Origin of the sequence: Mesorhizobium sp. WSM3879, from assembly GCF_002294915.1 — a bacterium.
GTDB lineage: Bacteria > Pseudomonadota > Alphaproteobacteria > Rhizobiales > Rhizobiaceae > Mesorhizobium.
Genome location: NZ_NSFZ01000002.1, coordinates 583,903 through 604,453 on the forward strand (window position 1 = coordinate 583,903; position 20,551 = coordinate 604,453).

Sequence of the window (20,551 nt, forward strand, 5' to 3'; positions counted from 1 at the left end):
CGAGGGGCCCGGTTTGAAGCGAGATTATTTTTTATTGACGGATCAATCAATAAAAAATCGGCATCGGATCAATCGATCGTATCGCTCTGGCCCCATCCCTTGGTCTGGAAAACGGTTCACTAGATTGAATGTCATGCCGCGACCGGACGTGCTAGGCTGCGCGGCAGATGGAGGCTGTCATGACCGCATGCATCGTCGGCTGGGCGCATTCGCGTTTCGGCAAGCTCGAAGGCGAGACGCTGGAGGGCTTGATCACCAAGGTCGCCGTGGACGCGCTCGATCATGCCGGGATCGGCCCTGACGATGTCGACGAGATCGTGCTCGGCCATTTCAACGCCGGCTTCTCACCGCAGGATTTCACCGCGAGCCTGGTGCTGCAGGCCGACGACCGGCTGCGCTTCAAGCCGGCGACGCGCGTGGAGAATGCCTGCGCCACCGGTTCGGCTGCGGTGAGACAAGGCGTCCGCGCCATCGATTCCAGCGCCGCCCGCGTCGTTTTGGTGGTCGGCGCCGAGCAGATGACCACCACGCCTGGGCCCGAGATCGGCAAGAACCTGCTGAAAGCCTCCTATCTGCCCGAGGATGGCGAAACGCCGGCCGGCTTTGCCGGCGTCTTCGGCAAGATCGCGCAGGCATATTTTCAGCGCTATGGCGACCAGTCGGATGCGCTCGCCATGATTGCCGCCAAGAACCACAAAAACGGCGTCGAAAATCCGTATGCCCAAATGCGCAAGGATTTCGGCTACGAGTTCTGCCGTCAGGAAAGTGAGAAGAACCCCTTCGTCGCCGGTCCGCTGAAGCGCACCGACTGCTCGCTGGTCTCGGATGGCGCTGCGGCGCTCGTCCTCACCGACACCGCGACGGCGCTGAAGATGCGCCGCGCCGTGACCTTCCGCGCCAATGAGCATGTCCAGGATTTCCTGCCGATGTCGAAGCGCGACATCCTTGCCTTCGAGGGCTGCGAGCGGGCCTGGGAACAGGCGCTGAAAAAGGCCGGCGTCACGCTCGACGACCTCTCCTTTGTCGAGACGCATGACTGCTTCACCATCGCCGAGCTTATTGAATACGAGGCGATGGGCCTGGCGAAGCCCGGCGAGGGCGCGAAGCTCGCGCTGGAAGGCGTCACGGCCAAGGACGGCCGGCTGCCGGTCAATCCGTCCGGCGGGCTGAAGGCCAAGGGCCATCCGATCGGCGCCACCGGCGTCTCCATGCATGTGCTCACCGCCATGCAGCTGACCGGCGAGGCCGGCGGCATTCAGGTGCCTGGGGCAAAACTCGGCGGCATCTTCAACATGGGCGGTGCTGCGGTGGCCAACTACGTTTCCATCCTCGATCGGATCAGGTAGAAGCGGCCCGCATCAAAGCGCCGCCGCCGGCGCGCGCGTGCGGGAGGCAGCATGGCAAATCCGGTTCTGGTCGAAGTCACGCGCGGCGCGGTGGTCGAAAGCGCCCATCGGGGCGCGGTTTCTGTCTTCGACGCCGACGGCAAGCCCGTCTGGGAGATCGGCGATACGGCGCGACCGGTGTTTCCGCGCTCGGCGGTGAAGGCGATCCAGGCGCTGCCGCTGCTCGAATCCGGTGCTGCCGACGCCTACGGCTTCGGCGATCGCGAATTGGCGCTGGCCTGCGCCTCGCACTCAGGCGAGCCGGCGCATGTCGAACTGGCGCAAGCAATGCTCGCCAAGGCCGGTCTCGACAAGACGGCGCTCGAATGCGGCGCGCACTGGCCGTCGAGCCACGTTGCGACGATCGCGCTGGCGCGCACCGGCAGCGCGCCCAACCCGCTCCACAACAATTGCTCCGGCAAGCATGCCGGTTTCCTCTGTACCTGCGTTTATTCCGGCATTGCCCATGGCGGCTACGTCAAGGCCGGCCATGCGCTGCAGGAGATGGTGCGCGACGCGATGCAATCGGTGACCGGCGCCGCGCATGATGTCGACCATTGCGGCACCGACGGCTGCTCGATCCCGACCTATGCCGTGCCGCTGAAGAGCTTTGCGCTGGGCTTTGCGCGTATGGCGACGGGCAGGGGCTTTGCGCCCGAACGCGCCAAGGCGGCGAAGCGCCTGCTCTCGGCCTGCATGGCCGAACCGTTCCTGGTGGCCGGCACCGGTAAGGCGGACCTCGCGCTGATGCGGGCCGCGCCCGGCCGCATCTTCGTCAAGACCGGCGCCGAGGGCGTCTATTGCGCGGCCCTGCCCGAGCTCGGTCTCGGCATCGCCTTGAAATGCGATGACGGCGCCAGCCGCGCCTCCGAGGTGATGATCGCCGCCGTGCTGGCCAAGCTGCTGCGCAGCGACGAAGCGCTCGCGGCAAAGCTTACCGGACTTGCCAATCCGCCGGTCGAAAGCCGTATCGGCGCCAAAGTGGGCTTGCTGCGGCCGACGGCGGCGCTGGCCTAACTGACCTTGTTCCGCTCGACGGTCAGATGCGCATAGCCGGTAAAGGTTGATCTTGCCAGATCGCCCGTCACCGGATTGGCCCAGCGCTGGCCGATGATGGCGCCGTTCTGCGCGGCGTCGATGATATTGTCCGAAATGACCGCGCTGCCGGAACCCTCGACGACGCTGACGACGATGCCCGTGCCGGACTTGCGGATGATGTTGCCCGTTGCAACCACATTGCGCAGATAAGGTCCCCAGCCGAGCTGCATGCCGTAGAGTGGCGCGTTCTCCACCACATTGCCGCAGACGGAGGTCTCGGCCTCGGCGCTGATGCCGACGCCGAAGCCCGGCGGGTCGGCGGTGTAGGGGCCGACCGTCGAGAGGTTGCGCACAATATTGTTCGAGCACGCGGCCATGCGGCCGCCTTCGTTGAAGTTCACGATCGAGATGCCGTTGGCGGCACCGTCGACCAGATTGTTGCTGAGGATCGCGCCCTCGAAGGAGAACTCCGAATAAATCCCCGTCTCGCCCGAGCGCGAGCAGGTGTTGCCGGTGATCTGCAGATTGCTGGAGCTGTTGGCGCGGATCGCCGAGAAGGCGCAGTCCGACACGACGTTGGCGGAGATAATGACATTGCCGGCGCGGAAGGCGTTGATACCGTTGCCGTTCTGGCCGGTGCCGCCGCTCCTCGCGCCGATGCGCTGCACGCGGTTGCCGCTGACGATGGTGCCGTCCTCCGCCTGTTGCCAGCGATGCACCAGAATGCCGCCATTGGCGCAATCTGAGACGGTATTGCCCGAGATCTCCAGCCCGCCGGCCTCGACCGAATAGATGCCGGCGTCTGCCGCACCCGAAACATCGCAGCGCCCGATGCGGCCTGAAACATGTTCCAGCGCCAGCCCGTTCTTGCCGCTGCCTGTGACCTGGCAATTGTCGATGGCGAGATGCGCGACGCGGCGCAGATCGAGCAGCCCTTGCGTATAGTCGGCCAGCCAGCGGTTGCTGCCGTCCAGCACCAGCCCGCTGAGCTCGATATGCTCGGCCTGTTCGGCCATCATCAGGTGGCCGTTGCCGCCATAGACGATGCGGGTCGCCCCCGGGACGCCCGAAAGGCGCACGCGGGCAGGCAGCTTCAGGTTGGAGACAAGATAGGTCCCGGGCGGCAGAAAAACCGGCGCACCGCGGTCGCTGGCGTCGCTGAGCATCTTGGCGAAGGCCTTGCTCTGATCGTCCAGCGCGCCCGGCTGCAAGCCGATTTCGATTGCATTGATCGAGCCGCGCATCGTGGCCTTCTCGATGCCGGGCAGTATCTTCGCCGATGCCTTGTCGGCAAGGAGGCCGGCAGCGGCGAGGCCGGTGGTGCGGGCAAGCAGCGTTCGTCTGTTCAACATCGGCACAGGTCCTGGCGTTTCAACCGCTCCATCGCAGGAATCGTGCCAAGGCCGGCTCGCAGGCAAACCGCTTGTGCAGTTGCCTCACCAAGCTTAAGTTCATGTTATGAGTAGAGCTTTCACCCGCGAGGAAGACAGCGAAAACGCCATTGCCGGTGTCGGCGAACGGCCGATCAGTCCGCACCGCAATCTGGTAACGGAGCGGGGACTCGCGATGATCGAAGAGAACCTCTCCGAATTGCGAGATCAGATGGCCAAGGCCGAAAGACGCGGCGATCGCGAGCGCCTCGCAATAGTGTCCCGCGACCTGCGCTACTGGACCGCGCGGCGCGAGAGCGCGGAGCTTTCGGTGCCGGAGTCCGGCAGCAATGTGGTCCGCTTCGGCATGGGCGTCACATTGGAAAACGGCGACGGCAAAAAGGTCCACTGGCGCATCGTCGGCGAGGACGAGGCCAACCCGTCGAAAGGCAGCATCTCCCACGTCTCGCCGATGGCGATGGCCCTGTTCGGCAAGAAGGTCGGCGAGGTCGTTGCCGTCAACGGCAAGGAGTGGGAGATCGTCAAGCTGTCGGACAAGGCCGAGAACTAGCCCTTGAGCTTGACCGTATGGTCGCGGAAAAACGCCGCGGCTCCGATCTCATTTCACCTGCCGCGACATCCATCACGAATTCGTAGATCGTGCCGTTATCAGCTGTAAGGTGGTAGCCGTTGATGCAGCACCGGCAGCGACCATCGCCGTACGCTTGTTCCCGTCCACAAAGGCACGGTTCTGGCGATGCCGAAGATGTAGGCTATCCAACCGCCAGCAATCGATCCATCAGCCTGTCCGCCGCTTGCGGGATGACGGTGCCCGGCGGGAAGATTTCGGCCGCTCCCGCCTTCAGCACCGCATCGTAGTCCTGTGGCGGGATGACGCCGCCGGCGACGATCAGGATGTCGCCATGGCCGAGCTTCCTCAGCGCCTCCTTGAGCTCGGGGATCAGGGTCAGATGTCCGGCCGCGAGCGAGGACGCGCCGATGATGTCGACATCATGCTGCACCGCCAGCTTTGCGATCTCCTCCGGCGTCTGGAACATCGGTCCGACGGTGACGTCGAAGCCGAGATCGGCAAAGGCGCTGGCGATCACCTTCTGGCCGCGATCATGGCCGTCCTGGCCCATCTTGGCGACCAGGATGCGCGGCTTTGCACCGAACTTCTTCTCGAAGGCTTCGAGCTTTTCCTTGAGCCGATCGACCGCCGGATTGTCGCCGAGCGCGTCGCGGTAGACGCCGGAGATGGTCTGCACGGTGGCTGCATGGCGCCCGAACACTTTCTCCAGCGCCAGCGAGATCTCGCCGACGGTCGCATTGGCCCGCGCCGCGCGGATCGCGAATTCGAGCAGGTTCTCGCCGCTTTCAGCCGCGCGGGTGAGGGCGGTTAGCGCATCCTCCAGGGCCGCGACGTCGCGCGTGCCTTTGAGCCGCTGCAGCTTCGCCAATTGCCGGGCCTTGACCTCGGCATTATCGATCTTCAGCACATCGACCTCGATGTCGGCTTCCGGGCGATGCGCATTGACGCCGACCAGCAGCTGCTCGCCGGAATCGATGCGTGCCTGGGTGCGCGCCGCCGCTTCCTCGATGCGCAGCTTCGGAATGCCTTTCTCGATTGCCGCCGCCATGCCGCCGAGGTTTTCGACCTCCTCGATATGGGCGAGCGCGCGGGCCGCCAGATCATGTGTCAGCCGCTCGACATAGGCCGAGCCGCCCCACGGGTCGATCATGCGCGTGGTGCCGGATTCCTTTTGCAGGATGAGCTGCGTGTTGCGGGCAATGCGGGCCGAATGGTCGGTCGGCAGCGCCATCGCCTCGTCGAAGGAATTGGTGTGCAGCGACTGGGTATGTCCCTGCGTTGCCGCCATCGCCTCGATCATCGTGCGCGTGATGTTGTTGTAGGGATCCTGCGCCGTCAGCGACCAGCCCGATGTCTGGCAATGGGTGCGCAGCGACAGCGAGCGCTCGTCCTTCGGCGCAAAATTCTTCTTCATCAGGCTCGACCAGAGCAGCCGCGCGGCCCTGAGCTTGGCGACCTCCATGAAGAAGTTCATGCCGATCGCCCAGAAGAAGGAAAGGCGCGGCGCGAACCGGTCGATGTCGAGACCCGCGGCGACGCCGGCGCGCGCATATTCGATGCCGTCGGCGATCGTGTAGGCGAGTTCGAGGTCGGCCGTCGCGCCCGCCTCCTGCATATGATAGCCGGAGATCGAGATTGAATTGAATTTCGGCATGTGCCGCGAGGTATAGGCGAAGATGTCCGACACGATCCGCATCGAAGGCTTCGGCGGATAGATGTAGGTGTTGCGGACCATGAACTCCTTCAGAATGTCGTTCTGAATGGTCCCGGCAAGGTCCTTCTGCGCGACACCCTGTTCCTCCGCCGCCACGATATAGAGCGCCATGATCGGCAGCACGGCGCCGTTCATGGTCATCGACACCGTCATCTCGTTCAGCGGAATGCCGTCGAACAGCTGGCGCATGTCGAGGATGGAATCGATCGCCACGCCCGCCATGCCGACATCGCCGGCGACGCGCGGATGGTCGCTGTCATAGCCGCGATGGGTCGCGAGGTCGAAGGCGACCGACAGGCCCTTCTGGCCGGCAGCGAGGTTGCGCAGGTAGAAAGCGTTGGATTCCTCCGCCGTCGAGAAGCCGGCATATTGCCGGATCGTCCAGGGCTGCTGGACATACATGGTCGGGTAGGGGCCGCGCACGAAGGGCGGCAGGCCCGGATAGCTGTCGAGATTGGCCAGGCCCTTGAGGTCGCCCTGCGTGTAGAGGTGTTTCAGGGCGATGCCTTCCGGCGTCATCCGCTGGCCCTTGAGCTCGAGCGGCGCGCGGCGCGGCGCCGACCAGCCGATCTGGCTGAAATCCGGGATCATGAGCCGGCTCCGATCGACTGATCGATGCGAACTGGAAACAGCGGCTCGCAGGTCGCCACGCCCTCTGTCAGCGCGGGCCGGCGTTCGGCTTTCAATGTCTCGACGGGGCGCTCGCTGCCGGTGCGGAACAAGGTGGTGCCGATGATGCCGCGTTCGCCGGCCCGATAGACGGCATTGCGCTTCGCGGCGGCCGTCTGCACACGGTTCTGGATATAGCCCTGCTGCAGGCTGTTGAGCACGCCGCCCTCGGCCTCGATGCGCTGGAATTCTTCCCAGGCCGCCGCGCAAAGACCGTCGGTCAGCGCCTCGACCGCTCCGGAGCCGCTGGCCGGATCGGCCACGTGATGGAGATGGCTCTCATGCGCCAGGATCAGCTGCGCGTTGCGGGCGACGCGGCGCGCAAAACCGGCCGGCAGTCCATGCGCGATGGTATGCGGCAGGATCGAGACGGAATCAGCGCCGCCGGTCGCCGCGGCAAAAGCGGCAATCGCGGTGCGCAGGATGTTGGTTTCCGGATCCGCCATCGCCATCATGCGATAGGAGGTCTCGGCGTGGACGTTCGCCGTCGAGGCCGGGATCGAGCAGGCTTCCTGGATCCGCGCCCAGAGCTTGCGCAACGCCCGCACCTTGGCCATCGACAGGAACTGGTCCTGGTCGACGCTGAGGGCAAAGCCGATATAGGGCGCGGCATAGACCAGCGGCTGGCGCGCCTTCTCGAACATCCTGAGATAGGACACGGCGGAAGCCATCATCGTGCCGAGCTCCTGCGCTTCGGTGGCGCCGGCATTGTGGAAGACGCGGCCGTCCGCTTCGAGCAGCACGCCGGGCACGCCCATCGAGAAGAAATGCGCCAGCGATTGCGGCATTGACTCCTGCAGCGCCTCGATCGAGGTGCGCAGCCGTCCGGTGCCGGCGAAGATCGCCGCCGGGTCGATGCCGAAGGAAAGGTTGAGCTTCGCCGGATCGGAGCGGCGCCGGGTCAGGAAGGCGAGCAGCCAATCCGCCACGGCGCGGCTCCACGGATGCGCATCGATGCGCACCTGGACCCGGTTGAGCGGCACGCCGTCGAGCACCGTTTCCAGCGCCTCCGCGGTTCTCGGCAGCCCGTAGCCGAACGCATTCGGCGCACCCTCGAAAACCAGCGACAGGCCGGTCGCGCCCTCGGCGATGTCCTGCAGCGCCTGGGCGCTGGCGCGGGCGAGATCGGGATCGTCGATGCGCTGGCTGACGATCCATGGCGACTTCGGATTGGTGCGCACCAGCGGCTCGGCTGTCGTCGAACGCTCGCTGAGCGGCTCGATGCGGATACCGTCATCCGTGTGCGAAACAAGCTTCTCTTCGAAAGCGCCGCCGGCAAGCGCTTTTTCCGCCAGCGCCAGCCAGCGCCTGGCGTCCGGGTTGGGAAGGTCGACATCCCTAGTCAAGGCGCCGGCGCCCATCGCACTCCTCGTCTCTCGGCCGCATCAGCCACCAGTCTATGGTCCCCCGCCGCATATCACAATGCGACATCCGTCGCGGTTGTTCCGGCAGCCGCTAACCGATTGCCAAACATGCGCAAAATCCGCAAGCTCAGTAAGGTGATTTCGATGCCAGCGTCAAATTCGAATAGCGCCAAAATTGATGATGGGCATTGTCGCCCGCCGATCGCGTTACTATCCTCCATGAGACCGGGCGTTTTTTGGCGGAAGAGATTGCGGAGACCAGACATATGGCTGACCACAACAGCATCTTCATCGGCGCCAGCCGCAAGCCTGATGATTCCTACCAGCGCGCCGAGGAACTCCTGCTGCGCTACGGCAACCGCCACGGCCTGATTACCGGCGCCACAGGCACCGGCAAGACGGTCAGCCTGCAGGTCTTGGCCGAGGGCTTTTCAAATGCCGGCGTCCCGGTCTTCTGCGCCGACATCAAGGGCGACCTTTCCGGCATCGCCATGATGGGCGAGGCCAAGGATTTCCTGGTCAAGCGTGCAGAGCAGGTGAAGCTCGATCCCTATCAGTTTCAGGAATACCCGGTCATCTTCTGGGATCTGTTCGGCGAGCAGGGTCACCCGATCCGTGCCACCATCTCGGAAATGGGGCCGCTGCTTTTGTCGCGGCTGATGAACCTCACCGAAGCGCAGGAAGGTGTCATGAACATCGCCTTCCGCATCGCTGACGAAGAGGGCCTGCTGCTGCTTGATCTCAAAGATCTGCAGGCGCTGCTCGCCAACATCGCCGAGCGTGCCGACGAGCTCAGCGCACGCTACGGCAATGTCACCAAGCCTTCCGTCGGCGCCATCCAGCGCACGCTTCTGGTGCTTGAGCAGCAGGGCGCCGCGAACTTCTTCGGCGAGCCGGCGCTGCGCATCGCCGATTTGATGCGCACCACCCGCGACGGCCGCGGCGCGATCAGCGTTCTGGCCGCCGACAAGCTGATGATGAATCCCAGGCTCTACGCCACTTTCCTGCTATGGCTGATGTCGGAGCTGTTTGAGGAACTGCCCGAGGTCGGCGATCTCGAGCGGCCGAAGCTGGTCTTCTTTTTCGACGAGGCGCATCTTTTGTTCGAGGACGCGCCGAAGGTGCTGGTTGATCGCGTCGAGCAGGTGGTGCGGCTGATCCGCTCCAAGGGTGTCGGCGTCTATTTCGTCACCCAGAACCCGCTCGACATTCCGGAAAAGGTTTTGGCCCAGCTCGGCAACCGCGTGCAGCACGCGTTGCGCGCCTATACGCCGCGCGAGCAGCAGGCGGTGCGGACGGCGGCCGAAACCTTCCGGCCCAACCCGGATTTCGACTGCGCCACCGCGATCACCCAGCTCGCCACCGGCGAGGCGCTGGTCTCGATGCTGGAGGACAAGGGCGTGCCGGCCATGGTCCAGCGCACATTGATTCGTCCGCCGTCGTCGCGGCTCGGGCCGATCACACCCGACGAGCGCCGCAAGGTCCTTGCCGAGAGCCCGGTCGCTGGGCAGTACGATCAAGCGGTCGATCGCGACTCGGCCTTCGAGATACTGCAGAAGAAGACCAGGGAGGCGCAGGAAGCCGAAGCGCAGGCGCAGCAGGCGGGCACCGGCGGATCGCGCTGGACAATTCCGGGCTTCGACGATGTGTTGGGAGGGTCGGGCCGCCGGTCCTCCAACCGTCAGACAGTGGCGGAAGCCGCGATCAAGTCGGTGGTGCGTTCGGTGGGCTCTTCCGTCGGCCGCGCGATCGTGCGCGGGATACTAGGCAGCCTGGCGCGCGGGCGGTAGCGCCCAACTGAGGCGCGGCGATCAGAGGACAGGGCGCTTGGCTACGGCAAGGCCGATGCCCAGCGCGATCATCGCGCCGCCGGACGCCTCCCGGAGCCGACGTACCATGCCGGACCGGCCTGCCGCGCCATCGCTGATGCGGCCGGCCGCGAAGGCGACCACGATATCGGCCAGCGTGTTGAGCGTCACCGACACGAAGCCGAGCACCATGAACTGCAAGGCGACGTGGCCGGCGCCGAGATCCACGAATTGCGGAATGAAGGCCAGGAAGAAGGCGGCCGTCTTCGGGTTCAGAGCCTCGACCAGCACCCCTTCGCGAAACGCTCGGCCAGCGCCGACCGCAGGCGTCGGCGCGCCACCTTCCAGCATTGCCTTTGCCTCGCGGCGGGCGGACTGGAAGGTGCGCAAGCCGAGCCAGACGAGGTAGACGGCGCCGATCAGCTTCAGCGCCGTAAAGAGTTCGGCGCTCGCGAGCACGAGGGCGGAAACGCCCAGGCTTCCGGCAAGCACATGAACCATGCCGCCCAGGCCCGTCCCGAAACTGGAGGCGATGCCTTCAGCGCGGCCTCCGGCCAGGGTGCGCGCGGCGACATAGAAGATGCCCGGTCCGGGCGTGATGGCGAGCAGCAGCGCCGCGGCGAAGTACAAGGCGAATTGTGTCAGGTCCGGCATGATCGGCTCGCTGGCAATTGGACTGGATCGTATCTCATGACGGGATGAGTCGGGCGACGTCGCGATCCGAAGGCCGGTCGCTCGCTGCTAGACCGGTGGCGACACCGGCGCGATCGGCCGCGTTGCGGTTCTGGCTCATCTTGCGCTTGCCTTGGAGCCGCGTGATCGGCATGCGCAAGCCGACAATGCCTTTGAGTTGCGCCTGGATGAAATCCGGCGGCGCATCCGATACGGACCAAGGCGAGGGGCGTCCGCCTTCATGCAGATTGGTCAGGCGCGTAACGATCTCGAGCAGCCTGTCGGCATCCTCGAAGAATTCGATCGGCCCATAGGCATGAACGGCGAGGTAGTTCCAAGTCGGCACTACCTTTCCGGTCTCCTGCTTGGTCTGGCACCAGGCCGGCGTCACGTAGGCGTCGGGCCCCATGAAGATCGCCAGGCCATCGCCCAGAACCGGTGCGCGCCACTGCGGATTTGCCTTCGCAACATGGCCGTAGATCGTGCCATGCTCGCCCTCGCTCTCGTTGAGCAAAAGCGGCAATGGCGTCGCCTGCGGTCCTTCCGCCGTGGCGGTGACCAGCGTCGCCAGCCGTGCCGCGCGGATCGTCGCCATGAGGCTCTCCCTGTCGTCATCGCGGAAGGCGGGCGGAATGTACATGGCGGAAACTCCTTGCATTGCATTTAAAGATGCAGGAAAGCTGGCTTGCTTGGAACATCCAGTTTTGCAGGTTTTCGATGGTCCAGTTGGAGCAGGAAGGCGTGGCGCGCCGGATCATCGCGGCGATCAAGGCGCAGATCCACAGCGGCGTTTACCGGCCCGGCGATCGGCTGCCGTCATCGCGGGCCTTTGCCGCCGAATGGGGCGCGTCGCGAACCACGGTGACGGCGGCCTACAACCAGCTCGACGCCGAAGGCTATCTGATCATTCGGCAGGGCGCGCGTGCCATTGTGGCTCCGGGACTGGAGAGGCCGTCAGGGGCGGCTTCCATCGCGGCTGCCTCGCCACGCAACCTCTCGACGTTCGCGCGCAGGCTGCTGGCTCTGCCTTCGCCGGTGGAACAGCAGCCGGCCAAGGTTGCGGATTTCCGCTATGGCGACCTGTCCGGGGCGGACTTCCCGGTCCTGGCTTGGCGACGGGCCTCGAACAAAGCCATTCTGCGGCGCGGCGCGCGGCTGCGCTATGGCGACCCGCAGGGATCGCTTGTTCTTCGCAGCGCCCTGCAAACCTATCTCTGGCGCGCACGCGGCATCAGCTGCGCGCCAGACCAGATCGCCGTCGTCAACGGCTCCCAGCAGGGGCTCGACCTCTGCGCGCGGCTGCTGCTCGACCCCGGCGATCCGTTCGTGATCGAGAATCCGGGCTATCTGCTGGCCCGCCATGCCTTCACGGCTGCGGGCGGCGTCGCCGTGCCAGTTGCGGTCGACGCTGACGGGATAAGGACGGATGCGCTGCCGCCGGCCCGTCTGGCTTACGTCACGCCATCGCACCAGTTTCCGCTCGGCGGCGTGTTTTCGGCGACGCGGCGGCATTCCCTCCTGGCCTGGGCCACGGCATCAGGCGCCTATGTCGTCGAAGACGACTACGACGGCGAATACCGCCACGACATAGCCCCCATCCCGCCTCTGCAGACGCTCGATCCAGGCTCGGTCATCTATGTCGGCACGCTGTCCAAAACGCTCTCGCCCACCTTGCGGCTCGGTTATCTCGTCGTCCCCGCCGGCCTGCGTCGGGCCTTCAGCGAGGCAAAGCGCCTGACCGACCGGCATGCTCCGATGCTGGAGCAGGATGTGTTGGCCGACCTGCTGACGAGCGGCGCTTACGAGCGCCACGTCCGCAGCATCCGCAGGAAAAATGCCGAGCGCCGAGAGGTCCTGCTGCGGGCGCTGGCCGATCATATCGGGCCAAAGGTGACTGTTGCTGGGGCCGACACGGGCCTGCACCTCGTGGCCTGGTTGAACGGCATCGATCCTGGATGCGAGCCGGCGATCGTCGCCGACGCACGTGCTGCGGGGATCGGCCTCTATCCGGTATCGCCGCTCTATGATCCGGCCGAGCCGCGGCCCGAAACGACGGGCTTCATCATGGGATATGCTGGTCTCGACGCGGAGGCGTTGCGACGCGGCGTTGCGGTGCTGGCGGACATCCTCGCCAGGCACCGCTGACGAACGCCGGATCAAAAGACCTCGTTGCTCTCCTGCGGCACCGGCCCCAGCAGGACAGAGTCGTCCGGCACGCCGTTGTCGATCGGAATGGCCCGGCGTTCGGGCATATCGGCCATCGGCTGGCCGACATCTGCTGTGACCACGACCGGCGTCTTGTTGGGCACGCGGTCATAGAGGTCGATGATGTCCTGATTGATCAGGCGCACGCAGCCCGACGAGACCGACTTGCCGATCGACCACCATTCCGGCGACCCGTGCAGACGATAGAGCGTGTCCTGGTTGCCTTTGAAGAGGTAGAGCGCACGCGCCCCGAGCGGGTTCTTGAGCCCGCCGGGCATACCGCCGTTCTTGGCGCTGTATTCCGTCAGTTCCGGCTGGCGGGCGACCATCTCGTCCGGCGGCGTCCATTTCGGCCACTTCTGCTTCCATTGCACGACCGCATCGCCCGACCATTCGAAGCCGGCGCGGCCGAGACCGACGCCGTAGCGGATCGCCTGGCCACCCTCACGCACCAGATAGAGGAAGTGGTTGGTGGTATCGACGACGATGGTGCCCGGGCGCTGTCCGGTCGGATCGGGAACGATCTGGCGCAAATATCTGTGGTCGATCTTGTTTACCGGGATGGCCGGCAGGTCGAAGCCGTTGTCGGACATCGGCCCATACATGGTGGCGTAGTCGCCGAGCGGCGGCTCGACAGAGGCCGGCGGTGGCGGCTGCACGGCTGCCGGGCGAGGACCGGTGGTCGAGCAGGCGGAAACCGCCGAAGCAGCTCCAAGAGCCGTGAGATTGAGGAAGCCACGGCGGCTGATGCGGAAGGAAGCGTCTGACATGGTTGCCTTTTCTAGGTCTTAATCGCAAGAATGCATGAATCCGCGGGCCGGCCGCCGGCAGCTGTTAACAGTCGGCGGTGATAGGCGGTTCCAATTCTGGCCTCAGGGTGGACAAACAAAGGCGAAGCTGTGACTGCGACACATCTGTTGCACTGCAGCAACAGCACCCTCAAACCCCTGCCAGAAGGCCTTCGAGCGAGGGCAGGATCAGCCCCGGCGGAAAGTCCCGGTATTCGTCGGGCTGATTGGCGCGATTGATCCAGACGGTGCGGAAGCCGAACCTGGCGGCGCCCGCGACGTCCCAGCGGTTGGAGGACTGGAACGACACCGCCCCCGGATAGAGCCGCCAGCCGGTGACCACCATGTCGTAGACCGAAGGATCGGTCTTGAAGCGCTTGATCTCGTCAACCGAGAAGACGTCGTCGAGGATCTGGTCGAGGGCGGCCGATTTCACCGCCGCCCGCAGCATTTCCGGCGACCCGTTGGACAGGATCGCGAGCTTCGCTCCCGCTGCTTTCAGCGCCTTCAATACCGCCGGCACTTCCGGATAGCAGTCGAGCCGCCAATAGGCTTCCAGCAGCCTTGCCCTGAGCGCCGGATCGGCCGACGGCACCTTGCGCAGCGCGAAGTCCAGCGCCTGCTCGGTCAGTTGCCAGAAATCGGCATAGGCGCCCATCAGCGTCCGCACCCAGGAGTATTCGAGCTGCTTGGCGCGCCAGATTTCGGAGAGAAGCTGGCCGTCCGGCCCGATCTCGCCGGCATGGCGGCGTACCGCGGCGTGCACGTCGAACAACGTGCCATAGGCGTCGAAGACATAGGCTGCATGATGCATAGGAGGAGTTTTGCGGCGCCCGGCCTTGCCGCGCAAGCGCTGATTGCGGTTAATGCATGTCGCTCAAAAGTGGGCAGCGGTTTTCGGAAAGGATTGCATCAAGACAAAAACCCAACACGCATGGGCCCATCCCTTTGCCTGCGCCGCGCTTTAAGTACCTCTGGCCTCAAGGATTTTTTCCGATGTCGGTTGACGCCGGCCGTCAAAGCATCGTCCTATGGCGGCCTGAAATCATCCATACGGACGGCAAACGATGACACTGGCGGCAGCGGCGCAGTCCGCGACATGGACCTATGTGGACGGCGACTGGTACGAGGGCAATGTCGCCATTCTCGGGCCGCGCAGCCACGCCATGTGGCTGGGCACCAGCGTCTTCGACGGCGCTCGCTGGTTCGAAGGCGTGGCGCCCGATCTCGATCGTCACGCAGCGCGCGTCAACGCCTCGGCGATCGCGCTCGGCCTGAAGCCTTCCATGACGACGGAGCAGATCGTCGGGCTGACATGGGACGGCCTGAAGAAATTCGACGGCAAGACCGCCGTCTATATCAGGCCGATGTACTGGGCCGAGCATGGCGGCTATATGGGCGTGCCGGCCGACCCGTCCTCGACCCGCTTCTGTCTCTGCCTTTACGAAGCGCCGATGATTCCGCCTTCGGGCTTTTCGATCGGCGTCTCGCCGTTCCGGCGGCCGACCATCGAGACCATGCCGACCAACGCCAAGGCCGGCTGCCTCTATCCCAACAATGGCCGCGCCATCCTCGAGGCCAAGATGCGCGGCTTCGACAACGCGCTGGTGCTCGATATGCTGGGCAATGTCGCCGAGACCGGCACCTCCAACATCTTCCTGGTCAAGGACGGCCATGTGATGACGCCCGCCGCGAACGGCACCTTCCTCTCCGGCATCACCCGCTCGCGCACGATCAGCCTGCTCGGCGACTATGGTTTCAGGACCACCGAGAAGACGCTGTCGATCCGCGATTTCCTCGAGGCGGACGAGATCTTCTCGACCGGCAACCATTCCAAGGTGGTGCCAATCACGCGCATCGAGGACCGCAGCCTTCAGCCTGGACCGGTCGCCAAGAAGGCGCGCGAGCTCTATTGGGATTGGGCACATTCGACTTCCGCCGCCTGAGCAGATAAAAAGGCGTTCGGCGCTTCGTTCCGGAGTTGTCCCAACCCATTCCAGACCTATCTTAGTCCGGTAGTTTCACCGGACTTTTCCTGAGGGAGTACCATCCATGGCTTTTGAGTTGCCCGCTTTGCCCTACGACTACGAGGCCCTGCAGCCTTACATGTCGAAGGAGACGCTGGAGTATCACCACGACAAGCACCACAAAGCCTATGTCGACAACGGCAACAAGCTGGCCGCCGAGGCTGGAATGGGCGACCTGTCGGTCGAAGAGGTCGTGAAACAGTCCTTCGGCAAGAATGCCGGGCTCTTCAACAATGCCGCCCAGCACTACAACCATATCCATTTCTGGAAATGGATGAAGAAGGGCGGCGGCGGCAACAAGCTGCCGGGCGCGCTGCAGAAGGCCGTCGATGCCGATCTCGGCGGCTACGACAAGTTCAAGGCGGACTTCGTCGCCGCCGGCACCACCCAGTTCGGCTCCGGCTGGGCCTGGCTTTCGGTCAAGGACGGCAAGCTCGCGATCTCGAAGACCCCCAATGGCGAGAACCCGCTGGTCCATGGCGCTTCGCCGATCCTCGGCGTCGACGTGTGGGAGCACTCCTATTACATCGACTACCGCAACGCGCGGCCGAAATATCTCGAAGCATTCGTCGACAGCCTGATCAACTGGGATTATGTCCTGGAACTCTACGAGAAGGCGAAAGGCTGACCATCTCGACAAAAGCCCCGGCATGACCGGGGCTTTTCTTTTGCCGGCGCAGGAGGGCAATTCCAGTCAAGAAAATCGTTGCGGCGCGGAGGGAATAATTCCACTGCAACGCCCGTTAACGTCTAGTCGCGAACTCTCTTCACCATGGAGCCAATTGAATGAAAAAGCTTGTCATCGCCATCTCTTTGCTCGCTTTTGCCGGTTCGGCCGCTTATGCCGACCCGATCAAGGATCGCCAGGCCCTGATGAAGGAACGCGGCAAGCTCGCCGGCCAGTTGTCCAAGGTCGTCAAAGGCGAGGAGGCTTTCGACGCCGCCCCTGTGCTGACGGCGCTAAAGGCGTTGGAGGCGAACGCCGAAAAATTCGATGCCGAGAAACTTTTCCCGGCCGGCAGCGACAAGGGCGACACCACGGCGGCGCCGAAGATCTGGGAAGACATGCCGGGCTTCAAGGCGGCCGGGGACAAGTTCCTGGCCGACGTCAAGGCGGCAGTGGCTTCGCCGCCGGCCGATGTCGATGCGCTCAAGGCGCAGCTCAACACCATCGGCGGCGACTGCGGCGCCTGTCATGAGACCTACAGGATCAAGAAGGGCTGATCGCCTGATATGGCGTGGCTGAAGAAGCTCGTCGGCGCCGTCATCGTGCTGGGCGGCGCCGGCGCGGTCGCCGGCTGGGCGTTGTCAGCGCCCGTCAGGCTTGATGCCGCGACCGTCGCGCAGCTTGGCCCCGGTGATGCTGCGAAAGGCAAGCGCATCTTCTTTGCCGGCGGCTGCACATCCTGCCACGCCAAACCGGGGTCCAAGGGTGATGCCCGCCTGGAGCTTGCCGGCGGGCTGGAGCTGAAGACGCCGTTCGGCACCTTCGTACCGCCCAACATCTCGCAGGATCAAAAGGACGGCATCGGCGCCTGGAGCGAGGAGGACTTCGCCAATGCGATGCTGAAGGGCGTTTCGCCCTCCGGCGAGCATTTTTATCCGGCCTTCCCTTATGCCTCTTATGCTCGCATGAAGCCGGCCGATGTCGCCGACCTCTATGCTTTCATGAAGACGCTGCCGGCGGTCGCCGGCAAGGCGCCCGGCCACAAACTCTCCTTCCCCTTCAACATCCGTCGCGGCATTGGTCTCTGGAAGCGGCTCTATGTCAGCCCTGAACCGGTCATTGCCTTGCCCGAGGGCGCGCCCGACAAGGTGCTGGCCGGCCGCTATCTGGTCGAGGGCCCCGGCCATTGCGGCGAATGCCACACGCCGCGCGACTTTGCCGGCGGCGTCAAGAAGGCCGAATGGCTGGCGGGAGCCGTGGCCGCCGAAGGCTCGGGCGTGGTGCCCAATATCACCCCGCAAGGCGGCACGAAGGCCTGGTCGGAGGCCGACATCGCCAACTATCTCGAAACCGGTTTCACGCCGGATTTCGATTCCGTCGGCGGCGCCATGGTCGACGTGCAGCGCAACATAGCTCAGTTGACGGCCGACGACCGCGCCGCGATCGCCGCCTATCTGAAGGCCGTTCCGCCGCATCCCAACGGCTATCCGGCGCGCAAGCCGGCGAGCTGACCGACGCATATCGGCTGCGCCACACCATCGGTGCGATCTGCCTGTGATGTCTCAGGTCCATATTAGTTGACTTTAATAGTCATGTATCATACGCGCTTCGGCCAGTTTCCAGGCGGACCGAAGCCTTGCCCATGCACTCTCTCGACCTTGTGTTTGAATTCGCCCGTGGCGAGCAGCGCGCAGCACTTCTCTTCGCCGACGGGCGCAGCCTGTCTTATGCGGAGCTTGACGACCTTGCGCAGCACTTCGCCACACGGCTGGGGGATGAGGGAAAGCAGCTCGTCGCCATCTCAGCGGAACCCTGCGAGCATGCGGTCGTCGCCTATCTTGGAGCCCTGCGGGCGGGTCATGCGGTGGCCATGCTGCCGCCTTGCGACAAAAGGGTCTGGGACGATTTCCTGGCAGCCTTCCAGCCGGATTTCACCTATCGCCGAGCCGATGGCCGCTGGCGTCTCGTGACGGAAGCCTGGCCCGCGAGGAACATTGAGCCGCTGCATCCCGATCTCGCGCTGCTGCTGATGACGTCCGGCAGCTCGGGCGCCGCCAAGGCGGTCAGGCTCTCCTATGCCAATCTCGAAGCCAATGCGCGCGCCATCACGACTTATCTCGAACTCTCGTCCGCCGACCGGGCCGCTCTCATGCTGCCGCTGCACTATTCCTACGGACTGTCGGTTCTCAATTCGCATCTGATTGCCGGCGGCAGCATCCTCTTCCCCGGTGTTTCCGCGATGGACGGCGATTTCCTCCAGATAATCGCCGACGGTGGCTGCACCAATCTGTCCGGCGTCCCGTATTCCTACGAACTCCTGGAACGGATGCGTTTCCGCAACGCTAAGCTCAAGGGTTTGCGCATGATGACGGTGGCGGGTGGACAGCTCAGCCCCGACGTCATCCGCCTGTACAGGGATCATTTGCGCGCCGTGGGTGGGCGTTTCTTCGTCATGTATGGTCAAACCGAGGCGACGGCGCGTATCGCCTTCGTGCCGCCGGAGAGCCTGTCCGACCGGGAGGAGCGGATCGGCGTCGCCATCCCAGGCGGCAGCCTCGGCATTGTCGACGACAAGGGGGAGCCGGTCAGCCGCTCGGGCATCCCGGGAGAACTTGTCTATCGCGGCCCGAACGTCATGATGGGTTACGCCGAGCAGCGTTGTGATCTGGCGCGCGGGGCTGAGGTCGAGATCCTGAACACCGGCGATATTGCCGTCCAGGACGAGCAAGGTTTCTTCCGCATCGTCGGGCGCAAGAGCCGCTTTGCCAAGATCGCCGGCCTCAGGATCGGCTTCGATATCATGGAGCGGGCCCTGGAGCGGGCCGGCATTGCGGCCGCGGTGCTCGGCGACGATCGAGGCCTAGAAGCCTATGTGACCGGCGCCGGCTCGGCCGGTCGGGCACAGCGTATCCTGGCCGAAGTCAGCCGCTTGCCCGCCAATCTGGTTCGAGTTTCGACGCGTGTCGACCTTCCCAGGCTAGCCTCGGGCAAGATCGACTATGGCTGCCTGCAGCGCGAGATGTTGCTGGGACGGGCGGAAATCCGCTCCGAACGTGGCGGCGTGCCCGGAGCCTATGCCCGCGTGTTCTATCCGCTTCCGGTGGGCCGCGCTGACAGCTTTGTGTCGCTCGGCGGAGATTCCGTTCGCTTTTTGCAATTGGCTCTGGAACTCGAACGGCTCGGCTTGGAATTGCCGGACGGCTGGGAACGGCTAAGTGTTGGAGACCTGACAAATCTTCATTCGGCGAAACGGTCTTTCATGCGGGACCAGGCAAACGAGACGCCTGTCGATATCGTGCTGAGGGCCTTCGCCATCCTGCTGGTGGTCGTGCATCACGAGACGCTGTGGCCTATCCCGGGCGGCTCCGGCATCATGATGCTGCTTGTCGGCTACAGCCTTGCGCGTTTTCAGTCGGTCCATTTGCTTGCCGGTCGGATCCGGCACGCGCTGAAACCTGCGATCAGCGTCCTGATCCCTTATTTTCTCATAGTCGCCGCTTACTCCCTCGCCTGGCAGGCGATCCCTTGGGCCTCGATGACCCTTACCGGCAACTTTGGCTATGCCGAACCGGAACGTCACGAGATGATCCCGTATCTCTACTGGTTCATCGAGGCCTATGCTCAGACGCTGCTGGTCTTCGCCCTCGCCTTTGCCGTTCCGGTTCTACGCAAGCTCGCCCAGGCTCGACCCTTTGCCTTCTCGATCGGACTATTGGCGTTTGCCGCCGCTGCGCGCTTTGCAGTCCCATTGTTCCTGGACTTAGGCAGCCGCCAGATCTTCGCGATCTACTGGGTCTTCCACCTTGCGGTCTTCGGCTGGTGCGCCGGTTTGGCCGACACTCCCGCCAGAAAAGTCGTCGTGACCGCATTTGCCACTGCCGTATTGGGGTATCTAGCCTTTTGGGAGTCGGTCTGGCTGGGTACGACGGTCAAGTATTTGACGATCTTCGCGGCGCTCTCGGCTCTTCTTTACCTGCCGCGTGTTCGCCTGCCTGCTGGTGTGGGGCAGGCGGTTATGCAGGTAGCCGTCGCGGCTTTCCCGATCTACCTGGTCCATCGCTTCGTCCCGGAGCTTTTGATGGCACCCGTCGCAGGCTGGCTGCCGGCTCCAGGCTTCCAACTGCTTGCGATCGCCGGCGGCGTCGCTTTGGGCGTCATCGCCGGCAAAGCCTTGGCCGCCATCCGACATCTGCGCGGCAGATTGGCCATGGAGCGCTTGCCGGAATTGCTCTCGGCGTGAGACGCCTCGTCC

General features: G+C 64.4%; 17 protein-coding genes. 10 read left to right on the forward strand and 7 right to left on the reverse strand.

From position 1 onward, the window contains the following. Positions 1-179: 179 nt before the first annotated feature. Together CK218_RS06130 and CK218_RS06135 are read left to right on the forward strand one after the other, a co-directional pair. Positions 180-1,346, forward strand: coding sequence for an acetyl-CoA acetyltransferase (locus CK218_RS06130; protein WP_095827234.1), 1,167 nt, complete (start codon positions 180-182; stop codon positions 1,344-1,346). A 51-nt stretch (positions 1,347-1,397) separates the two neighbouring features. After that, a complete protein-coding gene (locus CK218_RS06135) occupies positions 1,398-2,402 on the forward strand; it encodes an asparaginase (protein ID WP_095827169.1) in 1,005 nt (334 codons plus the stop codon). On the opposite strand, the gene CK218_RS06140 is transcribed toward CK218_RS06135, so the two are convergent. After that, positions 2,399-3,775 carry a TIGR03808 family TAT-translocated repetitive protein gene (locus CK218_RS06140; RefSeq protein WP_095827235.1) on the reverse strand — a complete coding sequence of 459 codons (1,377 nt, stop codon included), beginning with the start codon at positions 3,773-3,775 and terminating at the stop codon, positions 2,399-2,401. The genes CK218_RS06135 and CK218_RS06140 overlap by 4 nt on opposite strands. A 106-nt stretch (positions 3,776-3,881) precedes the next feature. Between CK218_RS06140 and greA the strand changes: the two genes are divergently transcribed. Further along, the gene (gene greA / locus CK218_RS06145; protein WP_066997710.1) at positions 3,882-4,364 is read left to right on the forward strand and encodes a transcription elongation factor GreA; all 483 of its coding nucleotides are present in this window, start codon (positions 3,882-3,884) and stop codon (positions 4,362-4,364) included. Between the two features lie 202 nt (positions 4,365-4,566). Here the strand turns inward: greA and scpA are convergent, their stop codons facing one another. Together scpA and CK218_RS06155 are read right to left on the reverse strand one after the other, a co-directional pair. Next, positions 4,567-6,690, reverse strand: coding sequence for a methylmalonyl-CoA mutase (gene scpA, locus CK218_RS06150; RefSeq protein WP_095827170.1), 2,124 nt, complete (start codon positions 6,688-6,690; stop codon positions 4,567-4,569). Further along, the gene (locus CK218_RS06155) at positions 6,687-8,129 is read right to left on the reverse strand and encodes a methylmalonyl-CoA mutase family protein (RefSeq protein WP_095827171.1); all 1,443 of its coding nucleotides are present in this window, start codon (positions 8,127-8,129) and stop codon (positions 6,687-6,689) included. The genes scpA and CK218_RS06155 overlap by 4 nt, the downstream gene beginning before the upstream one ends. Positions 8,130-8,398: 269 nt before the next feature. On the opposite strand from CK218_RS06155, the gene CK218_RS06160 reads away from it, so the two are divergent. Continuing rightward, positions 8,399-9,922, forward strand: coding sequence for a helicase HerA-like C-terminal domain-containing protein (locus CK218_RS06160; protein ID WP_095827172.1), 1,524 nt, complete (start codon positions 8,399-8,401; stop codon positions 9,920-9,922). 21 nt (positions 9,923-9,943) lie between these two features. Here CK218_RS06160 and CK218_RS06165 read toward each other — a convergent pair whose 3' ends face one another. Beyond that, positions 9,944-10,594, reverse strand: a complete 651-nt coding sequence (locus CK218_RS06165) for a LysE family translocator (RefSeq protein WP_095827173.1) — start codon at positions 10,592-10,594, stop codon at positions 9,944-9,946. 34 nt (positions 10,595-10,628) lie between these two features. Next, entirely contained in the window at positions 10,629-11,252 is a 624-nt protein-coding gene (locus CK218_RS06170) for an FMN-binding negative transcriptional regulator (RefSeq protein WP_095827174.1), read from the reverse strand. Between the two features lie 77 nt (positions 11,253-11,329). Here CK218_RS06170 and CK218_RS06175 point away from each other — a divergent pair, with 77 nt between their 5' ends. Beyond that, entirely contained in the window at positions 11,330-12,757 is a 1,428-nt protein-coding gene (locus tag CK218_RS06175) for a PLP-dependent aminotransferase family protein (RefSeq protein ID WP_095827236.1), read from the forward strand. Positions 12,758-12,768: 11 nt separating this feature from the next. Here the strand turns inward: CK218_RS06175 and CK218_RS06180 are convergent, their stop codons facing one another. Beyond that, positions 12,769-13,587: a L,D-transpeptidase gene (locus CK218_RS06180; protein ID WP_066997692.1), complete on the reverse strand. Its 819-nt coding sequence runs from the start codon at positions 13,585-13,587 to the stop codon at positions 12,769-12,771. 169 nt (positions 13,588-13,756) lie between these two features. Then, entirely contained in the window at positions 13,757-14,419 is a 663-nt protein-coding gene (locus CK218_RS06185) for a haloacid dehalogenase type II (protein WP_067320889.1), read from the reverse strand. A gap of 253 nt (positions 14,420-14,672) precedes the next feature. Here CK218_RS06185 and CK218_RS06190 point away from each other — a divergent pair, with 253 nt between their 5' ends. From CK218_RS06190 to CK218_RS06210, 5 genes are all read left to right on the forward strand, one after another. Continuing rightward, positions 14,673-15,551 carry a branched-chain amino acid aminotransferase gene (locus CK218_RS06190; protein ID WP_095827175.1) on the forward strand — a complete coding sequence of 293 codons (879 nt, stop codon included), beginning with the start codon at positions 14,673-14,675 and terminating at the stop codon, positions 15,549-15,551. A 106-nt stretch (positions 15,552-15,657) separates the two neighbouring features. After that, positions 15,658-16,260: a superoxide dismutase gene (locus CK218_RS06195; protein WP_095827176.1), complete on the forward strand. Its 603-nt coding sequence runs from the start codon at positions 15,658-15,660 to the stop codon at positions 16,258-16,260. Between the two features lie 158 nt (positions 16,261-16,418). Next, a complete protein-coding gene (locus tag CK218_RS06200) occupies positions 16,419-16,856 on the forward strand; it encodes a cytochrome c (protein ID WP_095827177.1) in 438 nt (145 codons plus the stop codon). 9 nt (positions 16,857-16,865) lie between these two features. Further along, a complete protein-coding gene (locus tag CK218_RS06205) occupies positions 16,866-17,810 on the forward strand; it encodes a cytochrome c (protein WP_095827178.1) in 945 nt (314 codons plus the stop codon). 131 nt (positions 17,811-17,941) lie between these two features. Beyond that, positions 17,942-20,539 (forward strand): AMP-binding protein, encoded by a 2,598-nt coding sequence (locus tag CK218_RS06210; RefSeq protein WP_095827179.1) that lies wholly within the window; start codon positions 17,942-17,944, stop codon positions 20,537-20,539. Positions 20,540-20,551 lie beyond the last annotated feature (12 nt).